Origin of the sequence: Bacillus sp. AL-1R, assembly GCF_052180195.1 — a bacterium.
GTDB lineage: Bacteria > Bacillota > Bacilli > Bacillales > Bacillaceae_G > Gottfriedia.
Genome location: NZ_CP197469.1, coordinates 670,619 through 693,458, shown reverse-complemented (window position 1 = coordinate 693,458; position 22,840 = coordinate 670,619). Strand labels below are relative to the sequence as shown.

General features: G+C 33.7%; 24 protein-coding genes and 1 riboswitch. Of the genes, 5 read left to right on the top strand and 19 right to left on the bottom strand.

Features of this window, described 5'->3' with window-relative positions; all coding sequences use genetic code 11:
* Nucleotides 1-62: 62 nt before the first annotated feature.
* Together ACSBO6_RS03280 and ACSBO6_RS03275 are read right to left on the bottom strand one after the other, a co-directional pair.
* Nucleotides 63-1,322 (bottom strand): helix-turn-helix domain-containing protein, encoded by a 1,260-nt coding sequence (locus ACSBO6_RS03280; protein ID WP_098847339.1) that lies wholly within the window; start codon nt 1,320-1,322, stop codon nt 63-65.
* Nucleotides 1,323-1,539: 217 nt separating this feature from the next.
* Nucleotides 1,540-3,222: a M4 family metallopeptidase gene (locus tag ACSBO6_RS03275; RefSeq protein ID WP_498844646.1), complete on the bottom strand. Its 1,683-nt coding sequence runs from the start codon at nt 3,220-3,222 to the stop codon at nt 1,540-1,542.
* A 263-nt stretch (nt 3,223-3,485) separates the two neighbouring features.
* Between ACSBO6_RS03275 and ACSBO6_RS03270 the strand changes: the two genes are divergently transcribed.
* The 3 genes from ACSBO6_RS03270 to ACSBO6_RS03260 all read left to right on the top strand — a co-directional run bounded on the left by ACSBO6_RS03270 (nt 3,486) and on the right by ACSBO6_RS03260 (nt 5,537).
* The gene (locus ACSBO6_RS03270) at nt 3,486-4,292 is read left to right on the top strand and encodes a DUF4047 domain-containing protein (protein WP_098847341.1); all 807 of its coding nucleotides are present in this window, start codon (nt 3,486-3,488) and stop codon (nt 4,290-4,292) included.
* A 13-nt stretch (nt 4,293-4,305) separates the two neighbouring features.
* Nucleotides 4,306-4,851 carry a signal peptidase I SipW gene (gene sipW, locus ACSBO6_RS03265; protein ID WP_483295210.1) on the top strand — a complete coding sequence of 182 codons (546 nt, stop codon included), beginning with the start codon at nt 4,306-4,308 and terminating at the stop codon, nt 4,849-4,851.
* A gap of 71 nt (nt 4,852-4,922) precedes the next feature.
* Nucleotides 4,923-5,537 carry a TasA family protein gene (locus ACSBO6_RS03260; protein WP_498844152.1) on the top strand — a complete coding sequence of 205 codons (615 nt, stop codon included), beginning with the start codon at nt 4,923-4,925 and terminating at the stop codon, nt 5,535-5,537.
* 250 nt (nt 5,538-5,787) lie between these two features.
* Here the strand turns inward: ACSBO6_RS03260 and ACSBO6_RS03255 are convergent, their stop codons facing one another.
* A complete protein-coding gene (locus ACSBO6_RS03255) occupies nt 5,788-6,348 on the bottom strand; it encodes a DEAD/DEAH box helicase family protein (protein WP_098848545.1) in 561 nt (186 codons plus the stop codon).
* Nucleotides 6,349-6,689: 341 nt separating this feature from the next.
* Here ACSBO6_RS03255 and ACSBO6_RS03250 point away from each other — a divergent pair, with 341 nt between their 5' ends.
* Nucleotides 6,690-8,042 (top strand): Nramp family divalent metal transporter, encoded by a 1,353-nt coding sequence (locus tag ACSBO6_RS03250; RefSeq protein WP_098848544.1) that lies wholly within the window; start codon nt 6,690-6,692, stop codon nt 8,040-8,042.
* A gap of 148 nt (nt 8,043-8,190) precedes the next feature.
* Here ACSBO6_RS03250 and ACSBO6_RS03245 read toward each other — a convergent pair whose 3' ends face one another.
* The 8 genes from ACSBO6_RS03245 to pdxR all read right to left on the bottom strand — a co-directional run bounded on the left by ACSBO6_RS03245 (nt 8,191) and on the right by pdxR (nt 15,933).
* On the bottom strand, nt 8,191-9,066 hold the full coding sequence (locus ACSBO6_RS03245) for an alpha/beta fold hydrolase (protein WP_098848543.1): 876 nt from the start codon (nt 9,064-9,066) through the stop codon (nt 8,191-8,193).
* 171 nt (nt 9,067-9,237) lie between these two features.
* Nucleotides 9,238-10,428, bottom strand: coding sequence for a M20 family metallopeptidase (locus ACSBO6_RS03240; RefSeq protein WP_498844151.1), 1,191 nt, complete (start codon nt 10,426-10,428; stop codon nt 9,238-9,240).
* Nucleotides 10,429-10,474: 46 nt separating this feature from the next.
* Entirely contained in the window at nt 10,475-11,323 is an 849-nt protein-coding gene (locus ACSBO6_RS03235) for a MetQ/NlpA family ABC transporter substrate-binding protein (RefSeq protein WP_098848541.1), read from the bottom strand.
* A complete protein-coding gene (locus tag ACSBO6_RS03230) occupies nt 11,320-11,988 on the bottom strand; it encodes a methionine ABC transporter permease (protein WP_098848540.1) in 669 nt (222 codons plus the stop codon). The genes ACSBO6_RS03235 and ACSBO6_RS03230 overlap by 4 nt, the downstream gene beginning before the upstream one ends.
* Entirely contained in the window at nt 11,978-12,994 is a 1,017-nt protein-coding gene (locus tag ACSBO6_RS03225) for a methionine ABC transporter ATP-binding protein (RefSeq protein ID WP_498844150.1), read from the bottom strand. The genes ACSBO6_RS03230 and ACSBO6_RS03225 overlap by 11 nt, the downstream gene beginning before the upstream one ends.
* 175 nt (nt 12,995-13,169) lie before the next feature.
* Nucleotides 13,170-13,287, bottom strand: a riboswitch (SAM riboswitch).
* 290 nt (nt 13,288-13,577) lie between these two features.
* Nucleotides 13,578-14,012, bottom strand: coding sequence for a hypothetical protein (locus ACSBO6_RS03220; protein WP_498844149.1), 435 nt, complete (start codon nt 14,010-14,012; stop codon nt 13,578-13,580).
* Between the two features lie 5 nt (nt 14,013-14,017).
* Nucleotides 14,018-14,368 (bottom strand): ASCH domain-containing protein, encoded by a 351-nt coding sequence (locus ACSBO6_RS03215; RefSeq protein WP_498844148.1) that lies wholly within the window; start codon nt 14,366-14,368, stop codon nt 14,018-14,020.
* 158 nt (nt 14,369-14,526) lie between these two features.
* Nucleotides 14,527-15,933 (bottom strand): MocR-like pyridoxine biosynthesis transcription factor PdxR, encoded by a 1,407-nt coding sequence (gene pdxR / locus ACSBO6_RS03210; RefSeq protein WP_498844147.1) that lies wholly within the window; start codon nt 15,931-15,933, stop codon nt 14,527-14,529.
* 119 nt (nt 15,934-16,052) lie between these two features.
* On the opposite strand from pdxR, the gene ACSBO6_RS03205 reads away from it, so the two are divergent.
* Nucleotides 16,053-16,985, top strand: a complete 933-nt coding sequence (locus ACSBO6_RS03205) for a DMT family transporter (RefSeq protein ID WP_498844146.1) — start codon at nt 16,053-16,055, stop codon at nt 16,983-16,985.
* Between the two features lie 93 nt (nt 16,986-17,078).
* Here ACSBO6_RS03205 and ACSBO6_RS03200 read toward each other — a convergent pair whose 3' ends face one another.
* From ACSBO6_RS03200 to ACSBO6_RS03165, 8 genes are all read right to left on the bottom strand, one after another.
* A complete protein-coding gene (locus tag ACSBO6_RS03200) occupies nt 17,079-17,870 on the bottom strand; it encodes a sulfite exporter TauE/SafE family protein (protein ID WP_498844145.1) in 792 nt (263 codons plus the stop codon).
* Nucleotides 17,871-17,932: 62 nt separating this feature from the next.
* A complete protein-coding gene (locus ACSBO6_RS03195) occupies nt 17,933-18,160 on the bottom strand; it encodes a sulfurtransferase TusA family protein (protein WP_098848533.1) in 228 nt (75 codons plus the stop codon).
* Between the two features lie 21 nt (nt 18,161-18,181).
* A complete protein-coding gene (locus tag ACSBO6_RS03190) occupies nt 18,182-19,309 on the bottom strand; it encodes an MBL fold metallo-hydrolase (protein ID WP_498844144.1) in 1,128 nt (375 codons plus the stop codon).
* Nucleotides 19,310-19,354: 45 nt separating this feature from the next.
* Nucleotides 19,355-19,927 carry a sulfurtransferase TusA family protein gene (locus tag ACSBO6_RS03185; RefSeq protein WP_498844143.1) on the bottom strand — a complete coding sequence of 191 codons (573 nt, stop codon included), beginning with the start codon at nt 19,925-19,927 and terminating at the stop codon, nt 19,355-19,357.
* Nucleotides 19,928-19,982: 55 nt separating this feature from the next.
* Nucleotides 19,983-20,279: a rhodanese-like domain-containing protein gene (locus ACSBO6_RS03180; RefSeq protein WP_098848530.1), complete on the bottom strand. Its 297-nt coding sequence runs from the start codon at nt 20,277-20,279 to the stop codon at nt 19,983-19,985.
* A gap of 20 nt (nt 20,280-20,299) precedes the next feature.
* Nucleotides 20,300-20,776: a DsrE/DsrF/DrsH-like family protein gene (locus ACSBO6_RS03175; RefSeq protein WP_098848529.1), complete on the bottom strand. Its 477-nt coding sequence runs from the start codon at nt 20,774-20,776 to the stop codon at nt 20,300-20,302.
* A gap of 125 nt (nt 20,777-20,901) precedes the next feature.
* Entirely contained in the window at nt 20,902-21,162 is a 261-nt protein-coding gene (locus tag ACSBO6_RS03170; protein WP_098848528.1) for a metal-sensitive transcriptional regulator, read from the bottom strand.
* A 200-nt stretch (nt 21,163-21,362) separates the two neighbouring features.
* The gene (locus ACSBO6_RS03165) at nt 21,363-22,838 is read right to left on the bottom strand and encodes an aminotransferase class V-fold PLP-dependent enzyme (protein WP_098848527.1); all 1,476 of its coding nucleotides are present in this window, start codon (nt 22,836-22,838) and stop codon (nt 21,363-21,365) included.
* Nucleotides 22,839-22,840 lie beyond the last annotated feature (2 nt).

Genomic DNA, 22,840 nt, shown 5'->3' with positions numbered 1-22,840 from the left:
GCACTATTCTATTATTTTTTTAAATTTTATTTAAAACTAAGGAACTGCCTTATAACAGTCCTTTAGTTATTGATTTTAATAAGATTTATTAAGAAGTTAGACATTTCGACTGCCTTTTCAAACTCCTTTTCTTTTACATAGTAATCATACAATACTTTACCATATCGTTTAATGAAAACAGTATGATCACGTGACTTAAAATATGGAAAAGCTGTCTTTTCTATGTACTGAATATATTCATCCGTTTTATTCTCAATCAAATAAATTAGTAATGTAAAAAGAATTTGATAGTGTTGATTTTTTAAATTCTTTGCGATGATTAGACCTTTTTGAGCACTATTTAATAAGGCTGACTTACGCATTAATTTACCTTCAAATGAACTTTTAAGATAATTGTTCAGTCGTTGAAGATAAATGACCGATGGCTTTTTTTCCAATTGTAATGCTGCTTTATAATATTTTTGAGCTTTTTCATAATCTTTTCGTTTAAAATATTCCAAAGCAAAATTATTTAATAACATTCCCGTTTTATCTGGTGCATTGAGTGATTCACTATCATGAATCAAATTTTTATATGATTGTTTCAATTTTTTAAAGTCTAAGTGCTCATCGTTGCTTGATTGTAGGAGCATAATTGATTCAGCATTTATGGCACGTAAATAATTACTTGTATCTTTAAAGTATTTAAGCGATTTTTCTGCGTATACATAAGCCATCACCTTAGAATCGGCCCATCCATATGCTACTGCTAAATGATAGTAATATTCTGGATTTCCGTACTCTTTTAAATCAATCTTCTTTAATGTTTGTATTGCTTTATGATGATTCTCTGTACTTGAATTATTATAATTATTTAAATAATAAATTCCTATTACATGCAAAAGGAGATTTCTTTCAAAAGGAGGTAGATCTTTATAGATTTTTTGTATATTTAAAATAATTGTATAAGTATTTTTATAGTCATTCTTTAAAAGATAATATCTTGCAAGAAGTAATTGATACAAAGCATCATATTTTGACGAATGGATAAAAAGGCTTTTTTCTAGCTCTTTTTTTAATGATTCAACTTCTTTCATTCTTAGTTTAATAATTGCTTTATGCCAGTTTTGCAATTTATTTCCAAGACTTTCAAAGTTAGCAATTTCTTTTCGAATATCAATTTGTAATCGTTCAGAAAACAAGGTAATAATCTCAGAAGAATAAGATGTATTCCCTCTTTCGATTTTTCCTACGTGCTTGGAAGAGCAGATTCCTTTTCCTAGTTCTTCTTGTGTTAGTCCGGCTTTAATACGATAAAATTTTATAACTTCTCCCTCGACCATTAATTGCTCCTCCTATCCAAAAAACTTATACTCAATATACAATAATTCAACTATGTTTCCATCATGCTATTCACACAATTTATGAGGATATTTTAATGAAAAAATTAATCATATTACATAGTATTTTTATACTACTTTCATACTACATTTTAAAATAAATAGGAAAAATTTAACAAGAAAACCATGAACAGGAAAACTAGTTCATGGTTTAATTTTGTTATTCGTACACACCTACAGAAGAATATGCATCCATAACAGCTTTTGTTTGTGCAGAAGGTACTCCATTTTTATCTGGGAAGAAATCACGTGAAGCCCTAATTACTGCTGCTCTCATTTCTTTAAAGTTAGAATCGGCAGTTAAATATTTCATAGCTTGGTAGTAAATTTTTTGTGCATTATTTACACCAACACCAGTAATCGTATAGCCGTTATTTGTACCACCTTGTGTAATTAAGTATGCAGCTTTATTGTTAATACCACTATTAATATGCACCCCACCATTATCTTCAGTACCTAAATATCGATCCTGATAAGTATCTGGATAGTAACCTGAAGGCATATACTTCGTGCTTATACGTACTGAACCAGGGTCGCTTAATGAACGAAGACCACCATCACCTGCTTTAGTTGGCGTATAAACATCTTCTCCCATTTCCCACTCGTTTACCTTTGTTGTATAGATTTGAACGAATGTTCCAAAGATATCTGCTAATGACTCATTAAGAGCTCCTGACTCACCACTATACGTTAAATCTAGGCCGGACTTTTCAATCACACCATGTGTCATTTCATGTCCAATCACATCTAGCCCACCAGAAAGTGCACCTAAAACAACTCCATCGCCATCTCCGTATAACATCTGTTTACCATTCCATGCTGCATTATTCCATTTAGCACCAACGTGAACTGTACTAATTAAAGTCATACCTTTATCATCTAAGCTATTACGCTTAAATACATTTTGATAATATTTGTTTACTTTATCAGCATTAACATGAGCTGATACTGCAGCAGGGTCATAGAAGAAATTTGTCGGGCTTGTCGTTGTTACTTCAAATCCAGTAAATCCTAAAAGTGCTGATAAAATGATAAATGAAGTTTCAGGCATGCGATGAGCATCAAATGTTGCTAGTGGTACGATAGTTGAACCAGTAACTGAACCTCCATATAAATAGCTAGAACCAGTTGATGCGTCTTTTCCTACTGGGAAAGTTTGCAGTTTACCAAAGACATCCAAGCCTCTTCCAGTAGTAACTGTAAGTTTTGACACATCGACATTATCAATTGCATTGTAACTATTAATGATTTCGCCATTGGTCGCATCTATAAAATAGTGGAAATATCCTGGTGCTGGAACAGAAGTTGAAGCTTTAACTAAATACGTTAAACAATACTTTCCTTTATATGGATAAATCATTAATTGTGTATCGATTCCATCATAATTTTTAACAGCTCCGATTTGTGAATCGATTCTTTCTTTCGCAGTTGCTACAGCATCTTCCTCAGTAATCGTTGCTTCAGTCGGAATAATTTCGCGAGATAATGTTTGAGTTACATCACCAAATGATGCATATACATTATTATTTGCGTCTAATGCTACAGTTTGTCCTGAACCATAAATCGGAATTCCTTTATATTGTTCAATTGTTCTGACATGGTAAGTATCAGTCACACTGTTAGCTTCTTCACTTACAATCTTAAATTGTTCCCATCCAGAACCTGATCTAGCAAGATTTTTTACCTTAGAATTCAAGTATGCTTTTACAACCTCTTCCTTACTTAACGCTTGATTAATTGTTGCTGCACTTGCTTTTACATTTACAAATGAAGGTAAAGTTGTTAATCCCCCACTAAATGCCACAGTTAATGCCATTACTGCTGGAATTGCTTTTCTTCTCATTCTTTTCTCTTTTTTCATTTTCAAAACTTTCACCCCTTATTTAATTTTGTTGTGATTGCAATTTTTATTATTGAGAAAATTCTAAATTAAATCAATATGTCGAACCCGGGTTCTTTTTTAGGTGATTTTATAGCTTTTATCCCTATTAGCGACTAATTTTGACAAAAAACTACCGTCAATCGACCCGAAAATAACCCGGTTTCAATTTTCTGATAACTGAGCAATAATGAATTTCAACAGGGCTTTTGTAAAGGAGTGAAAATTTGAAACAAGCAAGAAAAAAAGTCTCAATCATCGTAAGTTTATGTTCTATTCAATTTTACTTGGCAATGCAAACAGTTGGTCAAACGGAGGCTACCTTTTCTAGTCAAGCATCTTCAGAACAAGTTGTTTCAGCAGCAATTGTGTTTCCAAAAACAATCCAACAACTAGAAATCGCTGCAAAAGATCATGCAACAAGAGCTAATCATTTATATAAATCAATCCTAAAGACATCAATTAATGGTACTAGCTCTGAATTATCAAATTTACTTACTACTGTTCTTAATGAGGAACAAGAAATAAATAACGAGATTAAGAGTTTACAAAGTATTGGCGAGGAATTGAACTCGTATCACAATCAAATCCATGAACTTCCTGAAACTGAACAAAGTAACTATGAATACGAGAGAAAGGGATATCGGGTTGTTAATCAACTAATCCAACAAATAAATGAAACAATTAATCTTCAAAAAATAGCGTCTATTAAAGCTACAATTCAAACCCAGCTCAAAGAAAGTAAAGAAAAGATTAACAACGATTTTAGTAAACCTAAAAATTCTATAGAAACAAGCGAAAGTTTGAATAGCCCTGATACAGATTCTGTACGGAGCAATGATTCGAATAGTTCTGAATCTAATTCAGTTCTAAGTCAGGATTCTACTAATTCTAGTACAGATTCAGTTCCTAGCATGGATTCTAATGATTCCAATACAAATTCAGTTCTGAACCAGAACCCTAAGAATCCCGATACGAATTCAGTCCCAAACCAAAATTCTAATAATTCAGTAAATACATTTCAAAACGAATAGGTGATATCTCATGTTGAAGAAAGTTTTATCTATTGTAGCTACTTTTTTTAAAAGTATTTCTATTGTCATCCTGTGTTTCTTAGCCTTTATTGTGATTTCTTCCAGGTTTACAGGTGGAGATTCTACCATTTTAGGCTATCAATTAAAAGCTGTTTTATCTGGATCGATGGAACCTACTTTTCATACAGGTTCAATTATTGCCATTAAGCTAGGTGCAAATCCATCATCATATCAAAAAGGCGATATTGTTACCTTTCACATGGACAATAAACTTATCACTCATAGAATAGCCGCTGTCCATCATAAAAATGGAGAAATTTCTTATAAAACGAAGGGTGATAACAATAATGCCCAAGACTTATGGACAGTGTACCCTCAGAATATCGTAGGAAAATATTCTAATTTCACAGTTCCATATGTTGGTTATGCATTAAATTTTGTAAGCTCTAAAGCTGGATCTGCACTTTTGTTAATTGTTCCAGGTATTCTATTAACTCTTTTTTCAATACGCAATTTGTTCCAATTAAGAAAAGAGTTTGAACAAAAAACTGCAGGATGAAGTTGATTAGATCTCTTAAGTACAAATAAAAGCTTAAGAGTTTAATAAATAAACCTTAAGGGGGAAATGAAATGAGTTTTACTAAGAGAATTGGGCAAGTTGTAATGAGTGGAGCAGTCGGTTTATCATTAATTAGTGGAGGTACCTTTTCATTTTTCAGCGATACAATTAAAACTGATAATACGTTTGCAGCAGGTACATTAGATTTAGGTATGAACCCTAATGCTGTTGTAAACATTAGCAATTTAAAACCTGGTGATGAAGTATATCGTGAATTTACGTTAGAAAACAATGGAACACTAGATATAAACAAAGTTTTATTAAACACTAAATATCAAGTTGAAGACGTAAAAAAGAATAACTCAGAAGACTTTGCTAAGCATATTAAAGTAACGATTATGTACAACACAAGTAGTGCTACAAATGAAATCGTTGATACTACATTATATGACTTACAAAATCAAACACCTGATCTAACAGCAATTAATCAATTTGTAGGTAGTACAAAAGACCCAGACGGCATTGCAGCAGGACAAAAAGAAAAGATTTTCGTATTATTCGAATTTGTTGATAATGGACAAGACCAAAACGAATTCCAAGGTGATAAGCTAAAAGTTGATTGGACATTTAATGCTCAAACTGGTGGAAGTACATATCACGACGACACTGATCCTAACAGCAACTAATAAAATTCAAAACCACCTAAATATAATTAGGTGGTTTTCAGACTGTTGAAATAAAACATTGTCAATATAGAACAACAAAAGTCTAAGTATTATTTAAGCAAAAATCTTAAATGTTCTACTCATAACAGATTCATAGGGAAGTAAAACAGCAAAAAACAGAAAGTTCCTTACTCATGACAGGTTTCAGTGGAAATCAACCAAAAATTGGCATAGTTGACAAGCTCATTTTTCAACACTCTAAATCTATTCCTTACAAAGCAAATCTTTCTTTTATTAATAAAGCTACTTCCTCTGCACTCATATCTGTGTTATTTATTCTTAGATAATTTTCCTTCTGAATCTCCCCTTCTATCGAATTTAATCTGAATTTTTCCATTGTCTTCATTAAATCGTTTTCAGACCATTCAATATCTCTTTTTGTTGGTTTATGCTCTAATCTGTGCGGAGTTTTATTCCGGATAATTCTCTCATCTAGGTCTGCTTCTAGTTCAACAAAATAAGTTGTTGCTCCTTTTGACTCAAATATGGTACAAACTTTCTCTACATAATCCCAATCAGATTTTTGATCGAAAGCCCAAACTAAAGTAAAAATAATACCGTATAAGTCACTTTTGGATACCTCTTCAAATATTTCATTCCGAAATAAATTAACTAATCTACTACCTTCCTTAGTTCCATAATCAAAAAATTTACTAACCAAATCGATTGTCATGTGATTATGGAATAATTTTAAATCAGTTATCTTTTCTAATTCATGTCCTACAGTCATTTTCCCCACAGCTTGAGGACCGAATACTAATACAAACTTCATGATTCACTCTCCCAAATAGATTAATTTTTTATAAGTTTCTATATAAATAACCGAATTTTTTGACTAGTATATCACACTTGGAAACAATTAACTCGATAATAATCTACAGCATATTTAAAAAGCAGAACAATCTGAGTGAGTTGCATAAGAAATAGGAAAAAAGCAAAAACAAAGAAAAGGAAAATATTCTATGTATATTATCTGTTAACTAAAAATTTACGAAGTTATCAAAAATTTTTTATTACATTTGGGAACTATTGTGTTAAAATCAGCATATAATTTAAAAACTTTCCCTAGGGAAAAACTATTTGATGTGTACAATAAAACAGGTGGTGGGAAACATGTCACAAGAATCACAAGAAAAAGTCATATATAAAGAAGCCGGCTGGAGACAGGAACATTCACAACCTAGTTTGCAAGAGGTTCATCGTTCGTTACCTATTCCAAAAAAAGCTAGTAATTTCCGTAAATTTCTGGCATTTGCAGGCCCAGGATACTTAGTTGCAGTTGGATATATGGATCCTGGAAACTGGGCTACTTCCATAGCGGGTGGATCTGCTTTTAATTACACTTTGTTATCTGTCATTTTAATTTCAAATATAATGGCCATAATACTACAATCTTTAGCTGCTAAATTAGGTATAGTAACAGGAAGAGATCTGGCTCAAGCATGTCGAGACCACTTCAGTAAACCCGTATCATTCGTTCTTTGGATACTTTGTGAAGCTGCAATTGCTGCATGTGATTTAGCTGAATTAATAGGGTCAGCCATCGCTTTAAATCTATTATTTGGGATTCCGTTGTTTTATGGAATTTGTTTGACAACTTTAGATATATTACTTGTTTTACTTTTACAAAATAAAGGATTTAGGTATATCGAAGCTTTTGTCATTTCATTAATTATATTAATAACAGGTAGTTTTATTTTTGAGTTGATTATGTCTCAACCTGATGTAAAAGCTGTATTTGGTGGATTTATTCCAAGTTCTCAAGTTATTACAGATCCAAAAATGCTTTATATTTCTTTAGGAATTTTAGGGGCAACTGTTATGCCTCATAACTTATATCTTCACTCTTCAATCGTTCAAACTAGAAAATTTGAAGAATCTGATGCTGGTAAAAAAGAAGCAATTAAATTTGCTACAATAGACTCAACAGTTGCATTAATGATTGCATTGTTTGTAAATGCAGCAATTTTAATATTAGCTGCTTCGACTTTCTACAAATCGGGCAATACAAATGTTGCATCAATTGAAGATGCGTTCCAGCTTCTTACTCCATTATTAGGAACGACTTTAGCAAGTACATTTTTCGGATTGGCATTATTGGCTTCCGGTCAAAATTCTACTTTAACAGGTACGCTAGCTGGGCAAATTGTAATGGAAGGCTTTTTAAATATTAAGCTTAAACCTTGGTTAAGAAGATTAATTACTCGTTTAATTGCCGTGACACCAGCACTGATCGTCACTTATTTATACGGTGCAAAAGGAACTGCAGATTTATTAATACTAAGTCAGGTAATCCTATCTTTACAGTTATCTTTCGCAGTCATACCACTAGTCATGTTCACTAGCGATGCTAAAAAAATGGGTAAATTCGTTAATAAAACTTGGCTGAAATCAGTGGCTTGGACAATTGCTTCAATTATTGCCGTATTAAATGCATACTTACTTTGGGCAACATTCTTTCAATAATAATTAAAACAAAAAAAGATTGAACAGATGTTTGAAGTACATTTGTTCAATCTTTTTTTACTTTCTCTTTAAAAGTAAATTTGCTTTTTGATTTTCTTCTTGAACTGCAAATATGGAACAGCTCACAATTTAAATAGATCGCATAAACCTAAACTTCTTTTAAAAATTTATCAATAATTGAAATTTGCTCATTTGTATTTAAAGCAGGTGCATGACCAACCTTTGGTATCGTTTCCATTTGAAACTTCTGCGTTTCCTTCATTTTTAATGCTACATCTAGTGGCAAGACGTCCGAAACTTCTCCTCGGATGAGTAAAATCTTGGACTGAATAGCCTTCCAATAATCCCATAACGTTAAATCTTCAGTATGTTGAAATTGTAATGCAATTTTAGGATCATAATCCGGGCTAATTCCACCCTCATCTCTTCTACGGCAAGAGTTTTGGGTAAAATCATTCCATTCTTCTTCGCTTGAAACACCAAATGAATGATAAATTAACTTATAGTAATTCTTCAATTCAGTAAATGTTTTAAATTGTGGTGGTGTACCAACATAGCTAATAATTCGCTTAATTCCTTCTATATCTTGTGGTTGATTTTCTGAAGCTCCTGCCCCAATATCATTTAATACTAAATGGGAAATACGGCTTAGATGGTTCGGCGTACCAGCAAGTCGCATTCCAATTGCTCCTCCCATCGAAGTACCTACCCAACGAACTTGTTCAATTTCTAAACGATCTAATAGACCAATCGCTATATTTACATAGTTTTCAAAACAGTAATCTTGCTCAGGAGAAGTACTCCACTGACTTAATCCTCGCCCAATCGTATCTGGGCAAATTACATGGTAATCCTTAGCCAAATGACGAGCTAAAATATCAAAATCCCTTCCATTCCTAGTTAAACCATGCCAACAAACAACGGTTGGATTTTTTCTTTCTCCCCATTCTGTAAAATGAAGCTCCATACCATTAATCGATTCAAACCGAGATTCAGGATAAAAAATATCAATCACTCCATTCATTATAGTGTCCACTTTATGTAATATTCGATTTTTATTAAAATATCCCTATAAAAATATATAGAGAAAAAAATGAAACGATTAAGGTTGATTTAAATAATTTGTATGATCTATTAAACAAAAAACGGCCAAAAAGATGGTAATTCCGTCCATCTTTCTGACCGTTTTAGCTAATTATTTTTCTGCCTGTTGAAATTCATTTTGAACCTTTTCCAAAAGGTTTTTGTCGGTAATTAAACGATAGCCCGTTAGAGCCAATGCTTTTGCCCCCTTTATTAAAGCATGATCACCACGTGGCGATCTTGCAGCTTCACGGAATTCATTCGTATGAGCAATTAAATCATCAGGTCCAATTTTAATATATGCGTGTGAAGTCGGAACAACATGGCTTACGTTTCCGGCGTCAGTAGATCCTAGACCACCGCTTTTACCATGTACTACTTCACCCAATAGGCTTAGTTCTTCACCTACAATCTCATCAAGAGATTGATTGATAATAAAATCATGGACTTCATTTTGGAATCTTTCAATTTTCACTGTACTACCTGTTGCAAGCGCTGCTCCTTCGGCAATATTACGAATCTTTGTAGATACTTCTTCCGTACGTTTCCAAGTACTAGCACGGATGAAAAATCTCGCTGAAGCATACTCAGGAATAATATTCGGTGCATCGCCTCCATGAGTGATAATTCCATGTATACGAACATCAGTAGGAAGCTGCTGGCGTAGGGCATTAATTCCATTGAATAACTGGATAACTGCATCTAAGGCATTAATTCCATGTTCTGGTGACCCAGCTGCATGGGCTGCTTTTCCATAAAAATGGAAGTCTAATGGATCCACTGCCAATGATGGGGTTGACAAACCTGTTTTACCACTTGGGTGGAGCATAAGAGCTGCATCAACACCTTCTAGTAATCCATTTTTTACAAAACTCCCCTTTGCACTTCCGTTTGGTCCACCTTCTTCTGCAGGTGTTCCAAATATAACAACCTCTCCTCCGGTCTCAGAAATAACTTCAGCAAGTGCGATTCCTGCTGCTACACTCGTTGTTCCAATAATATTATGTCCGCATGCATGACCAAGACCAGGTAATGCATCGTATTCTGCTAAAAAAGCGATGGTTGGGCCTTGTTTAGATGACTTTTTCCTTGCTACAAAGCCTGTTTCATGTCCTGCAATATTACGCGTTACATCGAATCCAGCTTCTACTAGAATTTTAGTATGTGTTTCTGATGCAAAAAATTCTTGATTGCCAATTTCAGGTTTCTCATGAATTTTGTGGCTAATTTCAAGATAAACATCCTTTGATTCCTCAATACTTTTTACAATTTGTTCTCTTTGCGTTTCAACTTGGACTGTCATTTAAACTTTTCTCCCTTCCACTCTTTTATATAAGCATAAACTAGCTTTATAGATTTTTAATTTTATCAATTGAAATGACTACCGGAACCGTAGCACCTTTGTCACGTTTAATAATGTAATCATGAACTTCTTTTGATTGATATGCTTTTACAATCTTTGAAAAATCCTTGTCATTTTTATTCTTCGTACGAGATGCAATAACATTGATATACGGCATAGCTGCTTTATCATTTGGATCTTCTTTATAAAGTGGATCCTTTGCAGGGTCTAGGCCCGCTTGAACAGCGAATCCATTGTTAATGATCGCTGCTGCCACATCATCCAATGATCTAGCTGTTTGCCCTGCAGCAACCGGTTGGATTTTCAGATGCTTAGGATTGTCTTTAATTTGTTCAATACTTCCTTTAGGATCAAAATTATCTACTAAACTAATTAACTTTGAAGATTGTAATAGTTTAAGTGCTCGGCCTGCGTTCGTAACATCATTTGGTATCGTAATAGTTGCTCCATCTGGAATATCACTTAGCTTCTTAAATTTATGTGAGTAAATCCCCATTGGCGCAATCACCGTCGAGCCAATCGCAGAAATATCTAAATTATGATCTGCTTTAAATTGGTTCATATAAGTAATCGTTTGAAAAGAATTTAAATCAAGACTGCCGTCATTAAGTGCAGTGTTCGGCTGAACATAATCTGAAAATGAAATAATTTTCAATTTTATGCCTTCACTTTTTACTTGTTTTTGTACAATATTCCAAAGTTCATAGTCATCACCGTTAATACCAATCTTAACTGTTCTTTCCTTTCCATTACCTGATGATGATTTAGAACCACATGCTGATAATACAGAAACTGTTAATAATAATGCTGCAAAAATAGTAAAAAACTTTTTCATCCTCTTTTCCTCCTTACATATCTTGACCACGTATTTCCTAAGCTTTGTATGATTTGCACGATCAGTACTAGTAATACAACAGTGATGATAATAACCAATGTTTCAAAGCGCTGATAACCATATGTAATAGCTAAGTCACCTAATCCTCCAGCACCAACAGCCCCTGCTGCCGCAGTCGATCCAATCAATCCAATCGTTGCTGTTGTAAATGAAAGAATCAACGATGGAATCGCCTCTGGTAAAATAAACTTCACGATGATTTGAAACTTCGTTGCTCCCATTGAATAGGCTGTTTCCAACACTCCCTTATCCACTTCTAGCATGGAGTTCTCAATCAATCTTGCCAAATAAGGTCCCACAAAGATCGAAAGCGGAACAATTGCTGCTACTACGCCAATTGATGTCCCCGTCAATAATCTAGTAAATGGTATAATGGCAACTAGCAAAATAATAAATGGTACAGATCGAACAATATTAATAATGGTATTTAACAAAGTAAATAAAGGTTTATTTTCCATTATATGACCTGGCCTTGTTACTACTAGGATAATTCCTAAAGGCAATCCTATGATTGTGCCAAAAATAAATGATCCTAGCACAGTTAGAAATGTATCTTGAGTTGCCTGCAAAAACTGTGGCCAAAAGAATTCCCAATTAAGCTCCATTTAATTCAACCTCCCTTACATCGATCCCCTTCTCTGAAATAAATTTAATCGCTTTTGAGCTTTCCTCTTTTGTTCCCTCTAATGCTACAAGTAAATTTCCATATGGCCTTTCTTGTAGCTCTGTAATCGACCCATAAAGAATATTTAAATGAATATCGAATTTTTTTAGAACCTCTGATAATAATGGATTGGCTGCCTTTTCACCTAGAAAGACTAATTGATAATATTTCCCCTTTGATAATGTTTTCGATAGCTTAGACGGCACCTCATTTTGTAATACAGTGTTAACAAAATTCTTTGTAATACCTTTTTTTGGATTCGTAAAGACATCGTATACATTACCTTCTTCGACAATTTCTCCATTATCAATGACGGCCACTTTATCACATAAATCACGAATTACACTCATTTCATGGGTAATAAGGAAAATTGTAAGATTATAAGATTTATTAACCTTCCTTAAAAGCTCTAATACATTCTTTGTTGTTTCAGGGTCTAATGCAGACGTAGCTTCATCACATAACAAAAGATCTGGGTCTGTTACGAGTGCCCTTGCTATTCCCACTCTTTGCTTTTGTCCCCCCGATAAATGTCCCGGATATACATCCTGCTTCCCCGTAAGTCCAACAAATTCAATTAATTCCATTACTTTTTCCTGAACGTCCCGTTTCTTCTTACCTTCAAGGTATAACGGCATTGCTATATTATCAAATACCGTTTTAGCTGAAAGTAGATTAAAATGCTGGAATACGACACCAATTTTTCTACGTGTCTTACGTAACTCTTCATCATTTAATGTCATCAGATTCAATCCATCAATTAAAACTGATCCTTCTGTTGGCTCTTCAAGTCTATTTAAACAACGAATTAGTGTACTTTTTCCCGCTCCGGAAAATCCAATGATTCCATAAATCTCCCCTTTCTCGATTTTCATATTAATATTATTTAAAGCTTTAATAGGCGGTCTTCCAGGATAAACCTTAGAGACATTTTTAATCTCAATCAAATTACTTCCTCCAATGCAAGTTATTCCAATCACTATATCTTAGTAAACAGATTTGAAAACTAGGTTTTATATCTATGTTTCACCCTTTTTCTTCTATGGCTCTACAACAAAAAACCCCTCTTCTTATCCAATAAGACAGATAAGAAGAGGGGTTAAAATTTATAAGCCACTTTACTTCTTATCTTTCAAATCGCTTGAACGATTTGCAGGAATTAGCACGGTATTTGTTACGAAATAACAAACCCGTTGCCGAGGTATCGTAGGGCCAGTCCCTCCACCTCTCTGGATAAGTAATAGAATTTATTAAGTTTTTAAATGATTGAGTTCATGTTATATCTCTTTTTGAAAAACGTCAAGAATTTTTTTAAAAATCTGTTAAAAAAATTGCGTTTAAAAATAGCATCTTCTTTACTAACAGTGTTTGGTATAGGGATTATGTCATTCGTTTTTATAAAAAGAATCTATTTTACACTCCATTCGAAATAGGTCTAAATACTTATTTTTATTTCATTTTAATAAAGAGCAAAAAAGCAGACAATGTCCCTTGAATAAAAAAGAACCTGTCTGCTTAATTGAATTGTGCCTACCATAATGTAGGCTTTACTACCATAAACCATAACATAACCATTAAAAGAGCGATATAAATCCAGATTGAACGACGAAGCAAGTGAATCAACAATTTCTTGTCTTGATTTGGTTCACTAAATTTTTTAATCGTTGGTGAAAAAGCTCTAGCTAGAAAAAATAATGAACTCACCAAAAGAAGAATAGTCATCACGATCCAAGAGGTCTTCCACGACCAATGGCCTACTAGTACCAACAAGACCCCCGATCCAACCAGCACATGCCCAGCATGCTTTGCCAATCTGACAGCAAACCGGAATACATCCAAATAGCTCTGTTGTATCGCGGACTGTGTGGTATGCAGCTTTTTTAGTATCGGAATCAATACAAAAAAAGGACCAATCGATAAAATTACACTAGCAATATGTATGTAAAGAAGCAGTCTATACAGCATAGATATTAATCTTGAATCAGACGAAACTCATGAACCCATACCCTCATTTTTGGCAACCAAGGCATTCCAGGATGGATTGATAGAATCGATTGCTTATACTCTTCTACAGTCGGATAGCCTTCTTGCTTAGCATCCTCATCTGTCAATTCACCTAAGGCTTGAGAATATACTTTTTCAACAACATACTGTTGATTTTGAAGAGTCATTATTTCTCCAACATCTGCATATCTCCCGTTACGGCGAGTAGCTGTTTTTTCTCCTGCCAATACTTTTTCGATATCCTCTTTAAGCGTAACAAGGCGCTCAATCGTACATGTTTTTGGCGGTAAAGCGCTAGTTTCATTTTGATTTGTCATATAAACCATTCTCCATTTCAACTTAATTTTATAGTAAATACTATTAAAAAAACGACTAATTCCATTTTAAATAAATTAGTACAAAAATAGCAAATTTTATTTATGAATAATGCAATAAGTAGCAAACAACAAAGCCTTTAATGTTGACCGACTATCCATCACTTTTTATATTTTGTGAACCATGCAGTAAATAATAATCGAATTGCCTCTTCAATCTCCGTCTCAGATAAAATAGCAAATCCAAGTAAAACTGTATTTTTTGGAATGTTCCCTTCGCTATAGTACATTGAAACTGGATATACTTTTATACTATAATCAGCTGCTCTTTTTATTAATTCTTCTTCTAACATTCCATTATAAACCTTTAATAAAATATGTAAGCCAGAATCTTCTCCGATCACCTTCACTTTATTGGAAAAGTACCTTTCGATCGCCGAGACAAGTACATCTCTCTTTTTCCGATATACAACTCTCATTTTATGAATATGCTTTTCCCAATGACCTTCGTTTAAAAATCTTCGGATAATCTCTTGATCGATTCTTGAAACACTTTGCGTGTAAAATAAATAGTTTGATTGATACAATTTGATAAGCTGTTCTGGTAATACCATATAGCTCATTCGTAATGAAGGGAGTAAAGCTTTAGAAAATGTACCCATATATATTACGTGTCCTTCTGTATCAAGCCCTTGCAATGCTGGAATTGGTTTTCCAGAGTAACGAAATTCACTATCATAATCATCTTCAATAATATAGCGTCCATACTCCTCTTGTGCCCATTGTAAAAGTTGTACCCTTCTTTTAATTGGCATAATCATTCCACAAGGAAATTGATGGGATGGGGTAACAAACATAACATTCGCATTGCTAGATTCTAAAGCTGTAATCGAGATCCCCTCCTCATCAAGTGGGATCATTTGAACATTGTCTTTTCCCTTTTCAAAGACAACCAACTTTTGATGATACCCTGGGTTTTCAACTGCAAAACGCTTTCCCTTTAGTAACTGAAACAATATTTTTATTAAAAATTGTGTTCCGGCTCCTATTACAATTTGACTCGCTTGGCAATTAACCCCTCTTGATTCATATAAATATTTCGCAATCTCTTCACGCAGACAGAATTCACCTTGAGGGTGGCCAAGAAATAAAAGGTCCTTATTTTCTAGTTGCCATACTTCATTTGAGATTTTTCTATAAACAGAGAAGGGAAATGTCTTTGCATCTACCCCCGTTTGAGTAAAGTCATATTTATATACTTTTTCTCTGTATAATACTTCCTTAACGACTTCTCCTTTTTTTGCTGTATGTATTATTTGCTCAATTTCACATACAAAATACCCCTTTCGTGGAACCGATTCAATATACCCTTCTGCCAGGAGTTGTTCATATGTTGATTCTACTGTATTTTTACTTACTTCCAAATGCATAGCTAACTTTCTTTTTGCTGGAAGCTTAGTCATTGGAGAGATTTTTCCACTTCTTATTTCGGCTTTTATATACTCATATAACTGTACATACAATGGTATTTTGCTTTCTACATTCAAATTTGGCGTTAAATCTATCATGAAATCTGACCCCTTAAAGAAACGATTTCCTGACACTACATATAGTACCAGAGTTTATTTATAATTTCTTTTATCATGTAAATCTATAAAAATCAATCTTTGAAAGGAGCAACATGATCATGCAAAACAGCAGACGTCTTGGACTATTTATGATTCTTACAGGAGCTACTTTATGGGGCTTATCGGGTCCATTAATTCAGTGGCTTTTCAAGCATACGACAATGTCATCGATCGACTATTTAGTAATCCGCCTCTTAATTGCTGGAATCTTTATTTTATCTTCCTTGCTTTTAAGGAAACAAAATATATTTCGTATTTGGCAAAGCCCACGTCATCTCTCAAAACTGATCGTTTTCTCTATTATTGGGATGCTAGGCGCACAATATGTCTTTATCGAGACGGTTCATATTAGCAATGCAGTTACAGCTACTCTTTTCCAATTTTTAGGACCAGTTCTAATTACTATTTTTGTTGCAATACAACATAAAAAACTGCCTTCTACTCTCCAAGTGATAGCAATTGGATCAGCACTGATTGGAACATACTTTATTATTACAAATGGTTCAACCCAAAATATTGTCATGTCTAAGGAAACTATTTTATTCGGACTATTAACAGCTATTGGTTTTACTTTCTACACCCTTCAACCTGCTTCCCTAATTCAACAATGGGGGACGACTTTAATAATTGGCTGGGGTATGTTAATCGGAGGTATCGCATTATTTATTTACAATCATTCTTTTGAATGGAAACAACTTTCACAAACGTTTACTTTATCAACATTCTCAATGCTGATTTTAATTATAATAATTGGTACGGTTTCCTTTCTTCTCTACATCGGTAGTCTAAACTATTTATCAGCAACAGAGACTAGTATTTTATCTAGCATTGAACCACTTGTAGCGACAATTGTTTCGATTTTATGGTTAAAGGAATCCTTTGGAGTCTACCAGTTAGTAGGCGGAGTATGTATAATTGTAGCTGTTATTTTCCTAACAATGCCGGAAAAAGTAGCAAAATCCACTTTTACAACTGAACAAATAGAATATTAAATAAAGTTATTATTTAACGATTACACTGATTTTAGCACTCAAAAAAACAGAAAAACTTAGATAAGTTTTTCTGTTTTTACTATTAATTCAAATTCAACTTAACCAAGATTTAAAAATCGTAATCCAAATCTTCAATGCGGTAAAACCAATTAATACTGCTAGAATCCCTCGTAAAACCTGCGTTTTTGTTTTTTTCCCTATATTTGCACCGATTGGTGAGGCGATTAAACTTGCTATAACGACAATAATTGTAGGCAAAATTTCAACCTGACCAGTTGAGATTTTTCCAATCGTTACGCCTATTGAAGAGATAAATGTTATGGCTAATGAGGAAGCGATTGTCACACGAGTTGGTATTTTTAAGATCGTTAACATGATTGGTACTAAAAGAAATGCCCCTCCAGCTCCAACAATACCTGCACTAGTTCCTACGATAAATGCCAAAACTGCCGCAAGCCATATATTAATTGAAATTTGACCATCTGCTGACATCTCAATCTCTTTTCTAGGAATAAACATTAAAACAACCGCAATCATCGCTAAAATTCCGTAAACAAGATTAATTCCATGTTCAGAAAGTAGATTTGAGCCAAATCCACCAAGAAAACTTCCGATTAGGACACTTATTCCCATACTCAATATTACTTTTTTGTTTAAATAACCGCTTTTACGATAGCTTAGTACTCCACCTAAAGTTGCAAATACTACTTGGACGGCACTTATACCTGAAACTTGATGTGGGGTGAAAGCAGCAAAGCCTACTAATGGAGGAATAAATAAAAGCATTGGATAATTTATAATCGCTCCACCAATCCCTACCATACCTGAAATAAAGGACCCAAAAAATCCAACTAAGAAAAGTACTAAAATTAAGGTCCATTCCAATTTAAGTCCCCCTATAATAGAAAAGGAGATGGACTCTCCTTTTTCATCTTAAACTATTTAACTTATCCCTTTTTAATCCAAAATTTTAAAACATTGTCTTCTTCGGTATACTCTAATAATTCGTGTCCACCTGATTTAGCCCAAGCTGCAAGATCGTTTTTAGCTCCTTTATCAGTAACATGAATTTCTAATACTTCGCCTGCTTCAATTTCTGCCATAGCTTTTCTTGTTTTTACAATTGGCATTGGACATGCTAAGCCTTTTGCATCTAATAATTTTGTAGCTTCCATTATATTCTCCTCCAAGTCTCATTATCGTACTGCACAGCGATTTGGACCAATTTCCATTTCTCTCTGTTTTTCTTCATTTAAACTAATTTTCCCCATATTCGCTTCTCGGATTTCTTTATATGAGTTTGGTTGTGGTGGTAAGTTCTCAGTTACTAACTTTCTAAATTCACTTTCATTTTTAATGTTCAATCCATGATTCTGATTAAATAAATAGCCTAGTTTTTTATAAACACTACCATCTTCGTTCAATTCACTAATCATCATAAAGTGAGATGGAAGCACGACTAATTCAAGTGATAAGTTTCGGTATTTTTTATAAAGTGTTTCGCGTAAATCTCCCACCCAATCCTCTGCCATTCCTGCAAGATCTGGTCTTCCAATTGAATCGATAAATAAAATATCCCCAGAAAGTAAGAACTTTTCATCAATAACAAATGAAGTTGATCCGATTGTATGTCCTGGTGAATAAAAAGCCTCAAGCACGATTGCTGTTTTACCAATCATTACCTTATTACCATCTTCTAATGGACTATATTCAAAAGTGACCTCTTTAGCGTCCTTTGGCGGTAACCAGTATGTTGCACCCGTAATCTCAGCAATTTTTCTTCCACCTGAAATATGGTCTGCATGAAGGTGAGTATCAAATACATGAGTGATTTTCGCGTTCCTCTCATTGGCAAAATCGATGTAGATATCCGTCATCCGAGTCGAATCAATAATCGCAGCCTCATGATTTGAGATTACCATGTAAGATAAACATCCCTTACCGATTCTGACAAATTGATATAACTCTCCACCATTATCCAAATCTGCAATTTTTACTGGTTCTAAATATTCACTCCACTCTTTCATTCCGCCTTTAAGGTAAGCTACGTCTAGTCCCGCATCTGAAAGCATCTCTGCAATCATGATGGATGATCCTTCTTTAGCACACACAACTAAAACATCTGTATTTGTAGGAATTTTATCTAAGATGTCTTCAACCCCATCAAGTAAATCAAAATAAGGTATATTTAAATGTTCAAAATTTGAACCTTCTATTTTCCAATCATTATAATCGTCAGTATTTCTGACATCTAAAATAAATAGTGCTTCTTTATCAAACACTTTTTTTGTAATCTCTTTTGCAGACATTGATGTGACCGCCATTTTTAATACCCCCTATAGTATAAATTTTTTTCAAAAAAAATTAAATTAACCTTTTATGCTTGCTGTTTCAAAAGACCACTCAGACATTCCAGGTACAACATTAAATACGTTTGTAAAACCATTCAAAACTAGTAATTGAGCAGCAAGATCACTACGATTTCCTGTTCTGCAAACAATATATATTTCATGCTCTTTATTTAATTCTGTCATACGGTTCTCCAATTCACCTAAAGGGATCGATACCGCATTTGGTATATGATTAAATACAAATTCAGCTTCTTCTCTTACATCTAAAACGATTGTATTTTCGTCTTGTAGCTTTTGACTTAATTGATCGTTCGTAATGACGTTTTCAAATATTTTTTCAATTGTATTTTCATCTGAAGATTTTCTTAAATAATGAAGTAATACTTCACCATTTTCGATTGTTCCTAAGTATTGATTTCCAGTGCTTTCCGCCCAAGCTTTAATATCTGCTTTTGAACCTTTGTCAGTTGCCTGAACCTCGATCACTTGCCCATTTTCTAATTCCTTCATTGCTTTTCTAGTCTTTACAATTGGCATTGGACAAGCTAATCCTTTTGCATCTAATTTCATATTTGTTTTAATGAACTCCATATTATAACCTCCGCACTTAGAATACCACCAAGGGTATTTATTTGATCAAAAAAAATTAAACTACATTCCCTTCCCAAGAAAGCATTCCGCCTACCATATTTTTAACATTAAACCCTTGAGATTGAAGGAATTCTGTTGCACGGCCACTTCTAGCACCTGAACGACAAACCATAATATATTCCTTTGTTTTATCTAATTCATGTAATCGAAATTCGATTAATCCAAGTGGAATATGAATAGCTTCAGGGATTTTCCCAGCTGCAACTTCATCTACTTCACGAACATCGATAATCATTACGTCTTTCCCAGTTTTCAATTCATGTTCAAGCTCAATCGCACTAATTTCTTTCATGTTCTTCAAATCCTTTCTAATTAAATGAATAAATTAACCTGACCTTCTTCTGCTTCACCAATATAAGCTGCAACACCAGCATACTGAATATTTTCTAATAGCTCTTCTGTTTGTAGACCTAACAGATCCATTGTCATTGTACAAGCTACTAAATTTATGTCTTGTTCTTGGGCCATTTCAATTAATTGTGGTAAAGGCAATGCATTATGCTTTTTAATAATATCCTTAATCATCTTTGGTCCAAAACCAGCAAAATTCATTTTAGAAAGCCCCATTTTATCAGCACCTCTAGGCATCATCTTTCCGAACATCTTTTCAATAAAACCTTTTTTTGTTGCAACATGTTCACCTTTTCGTAAAGCATTTAATCCCCAAAATGTATGAAAAATAGTTACTTCATGATCAAAAGCTGCTGCACCGTTCGCAATAATATAGGCGGCCATTGCTTTGTCATAATCTCCACTAAATAAAATGATATTTGTTTTCTTAGTTGCCATATTCCTTCTCCCCCTCGTTCTTTATACCCAATAGGGTATATTACGAAACAAAAAATATATTTTATATATACTATTACCCCTATGGGTATAGAATGTTAAAAATAAAAAATAGTGTCAAACACAATTTATCTACTTTTTACAAGTAAATTTACTGCTTCTTTCACTAAATCTTCAGCATCTTGCCCGTTTTCATTCGCATTTCGGACACAATCAACTAAGTTTGAGCTTACAATCACGCCAATCGTACGATCCAAAGCTGATTTAACTGCTGATAACTGAGTAATGACATCTTTACAATCTTTGTCTTCTTCCATCATTTTTAAAATCCCACGAATCTGTCCCTCAATTCGCTTTACTCTATTTTTTACTGGATCATCATATTTCATTAAATCACCCCTAACTTATAAAACTAAGCCTAACCATTATTCTAGAATATATGTGCAATATTCTTAATTAAAATATATACCCCTCTGGGTATATTGTCAATCATTTGATTTTATATGAATTAGACTTCTTTAAGGGAGTTAAAAGTGGACAAAAAAAGATCATCATAATGTGATCTTTTTTCACAGGCTACTTTGAGAATTTAAGATTTCACTGCCGTTTCAATCTCAAAATAAGTACCGACTTCCATAACTGCTTCGTCTTTATGAATAAAATCATTTTTCTCTTTTAAATAAATATAATCTTTAGACCATTCTCCAATGTTTTGAATAATGTCTCTTAAAGCATTAGTAAATATAACGACTTCTTCATTAGTAGTCGTTGGATGAACACTCATGCGAATCCATCCCGGCTTTACGCTAATATTACCATTATCGATTTCATCTGTTATTGCTTTAGACATTTCTCTTGTAATATTCAGTAGCATATGACCATAAGTACCCGCACATGAACAACCACCTCGTACTTGAATTCCGTAGCGATCATTTAATAATCTAACGACTAAATTATGATGAATATCTTTTAAATAAAAAGAATAAAAACCTAACCGTGGATTACTAGAATCTTCAAGTAACACTACATTTTCAATTGTTCTGAGCTCATCTAATACGATGTGTGCCAATTCTTCTTCACGATTTAATATATTCGCTGTTCCCATTGCATTTTTTACTTTAATTGCAAGAGCTGTTCTAATCGTTTGCAGAAATCCTGGCGTACCTCCATCTTCTCTTTCACGAATATTGTTAATGTATTTTTTCTCTCCCCACGGATTTGTCCATTCAACAGTTCCCCCGCCTGGATGATCTGGTATTTTATTTTGGTACATCGACGAATCAAATATTAAAACTCCACTGCTACCTGGTCCTCCTAAAAACTTGTGTGGTGAAAACAGAATGGCATCAAGTTTTTCCATCGGATCACTAGGATGCATATCGATGTCAACATATGGTGCAGAAGCTGAGAAATCCACAAAACAAACGCCATTATATTCATGCATAAGTCTAGCTAGCTTATGATAAGGTGTAATTAACCCAGATACATTGGAACAAGCACTAAAGGATCCAATCAATTTTCGTTTATTTTTATAAAACTCAAGTCGATTTCTTAAATAGTTTAAATCGACGACATGATTAGTACAATTAGGTACAACTTCTACATCACAAATCGTTTCCAACCACGAAGTATGATTGCTATGATGCTCCATACTTGTTATAAAAACAACTGGTCTTTCTTCCTCAGGTATACTTAAACGAAAATGGAAATTTTCATGTATTTTTAACCCTAAAATTCGTTGAAACTTATTCATAACGCCAGTCATTCCTGATCCATCTGTTATGATTGTGTCGGAAGCGCTTGCATTAACATGTTCTTTTATGATCTGTAATGCTTCATGATAACAATTCGTCATCGTACTTCCAGTTATATTTGATTCCGTATGCGTATTTGCAACATAAGGCCCAAAAGTAGAAAGCAATTTTTCTTCAACAGGTCCATATAACCTACCACTAGCAGCCCAATCTAAATAAATAATTTTCTTTTCACCAAATGGCGATAAGAATGTTTTTTCATTTCCAATAATCTCTTTTCTAAATTGTGAAAAATACTTTTCTAAATTCAATT

Excerpts from the sequence above, each read along its gene's own strand:
- ACSBO6_RS03185 (WP_498844143.1), bottom strand. The coding sequence starts at position 19,927 with ATGGAGTTCATTAAAACAAATATGAAATTAGATGCAAAAGGATTAGCT.
- ACSBO6_RS03190 (WP_498844144.1), bottom strand. The coding sequence starts at position 19,309 with ATGGCGGTCACATCAATGTCTGCAAAAGAGATTACAAAAAAAGTGTTT.
- ACSBO6_RS03240 (WP_498844151.1), bottom strand. The coding sequence starts at position 10,428 with ATGACAGTCCAAGTTGAAACGCAAAGAGAACAAATTGTAAAAAGTATT.
- ACSBO6_RS03220 (WP_498844149.1), bottom strand. The coding sequence starts at position 14,012 with ATGCTGTATAGACTGCTTCTTTACATACATATTGCTAGTGTAATTTTA.
- pdxR (WP_498844147.1), bottom strand. The coding sequence starts at position 15,933 with ATGATAGATTTAACGCCAAATTTGAATGTAGAAAGCAAAATACCATTG.
- ACSBO6_RS03230 (WP_098848540.1), bottom strand. The coding sequence starts at position 11,988 with ATGGAGCTTAATTGGGAATTCTTTTGGCCACAGTTTTTGCAGGCAACT.
- ACSBO6_RS03245 (WP_098848543.1), bottom strand. The coding sequence starts at position 9,066 with ATGAATGGAGTGATTGATATTTTTTATCCTGAATCTCGGTTTGAATCG.
- ACSBO6_RS03235 (WP_098848541.1), bottom strand. The coding sequence starts at position 11,323 with ATGAAAAAGTTTTTTACTATTTTTGCAGCATTATTATTAACAGTTTCT.
- ACSBO6_RS03195 (WP_098848533.1), bottom strand. The coding sequence starts at position 18,160 with ATGGAAGCTACAAAATTATTAGATGCAAAAGGCTTAGCATGTCCAATG.
- ACSBO6_RS03205 (WP_498844146.1), top strand. The coding sequence starts at position 16,053 with ATGCAAAACAGCAGACGTCTTGGACTATTTATGATTCTTACAGGAGCT.
- ACSBO6_RS03175 (WP_098848529.1), bottom strand. The coding sequence starts at position 20,776 with ATGGCAACTAAGAAAACAAATATCATTTTATTTAGTGGAGATTATGAC.
- ACSBO6_RS03255 (WP_098848545.1), bottom strand. The coding sequence starts at position 6,348 with ATGAAGTTTGTATTAGTATTCGGTCCTCAAGCTGTGGGGAAAATGACT.
- ACSBO6_RS03180 (WP_098848530.1), bottom strand. The coding sequence starts at position 20,279 with ATGAAAGAAATTAGTGCGATTGAGCTTGAACATGAATTGAAAACTGGG.
- ACSBO6_RS03170 (WP_098848528.1), bottom strand. The coding sequence starts at position 21,162 with ATGAAATATGATGATCCAGTAAAAAATAGAGTAAAGCGAATTGAGGGA.
- ACSBO6_RS03275 (WP_498844646.1), bottom strand. The coding sequence starts at position 3,222 with ATGAGAAGAAAAGCAATTCCAGCAGTAATGGCATTAACTGTGGCATTT.
- ACSBO6_RS03215 (WP_498844148.1), bottom strand. The coding sequence starts at position 14,368 with ATGACAAATCAAAATGAAACTAGCGCTTTACCGCCAAAAACATGTACG.
- ACSBO6_RS03260 (WP_498844152.1), top strand. The coding sequence starts at position 4,923 with ATGAGTTTTACTAAGAGAATTGGGCAAGTTGTAATGAGTGGAGCAGTC.
- ACSBO6_RS03280 (WP_098847339.1), bottom strand. The coding sequence starts at position 1,322 with ATGGTCGAGGGAGAAGTTATAAAATTTTATCGTATTAAAGCCGGACTA.
- ACSBO6_RS03250 (WP_098848544.1), top strand. The coding sequence starts at position 6,690 with ATGTCACAAGAATCACAAGAAAAAGTCATATATAAAGAAGCCGGCTGG.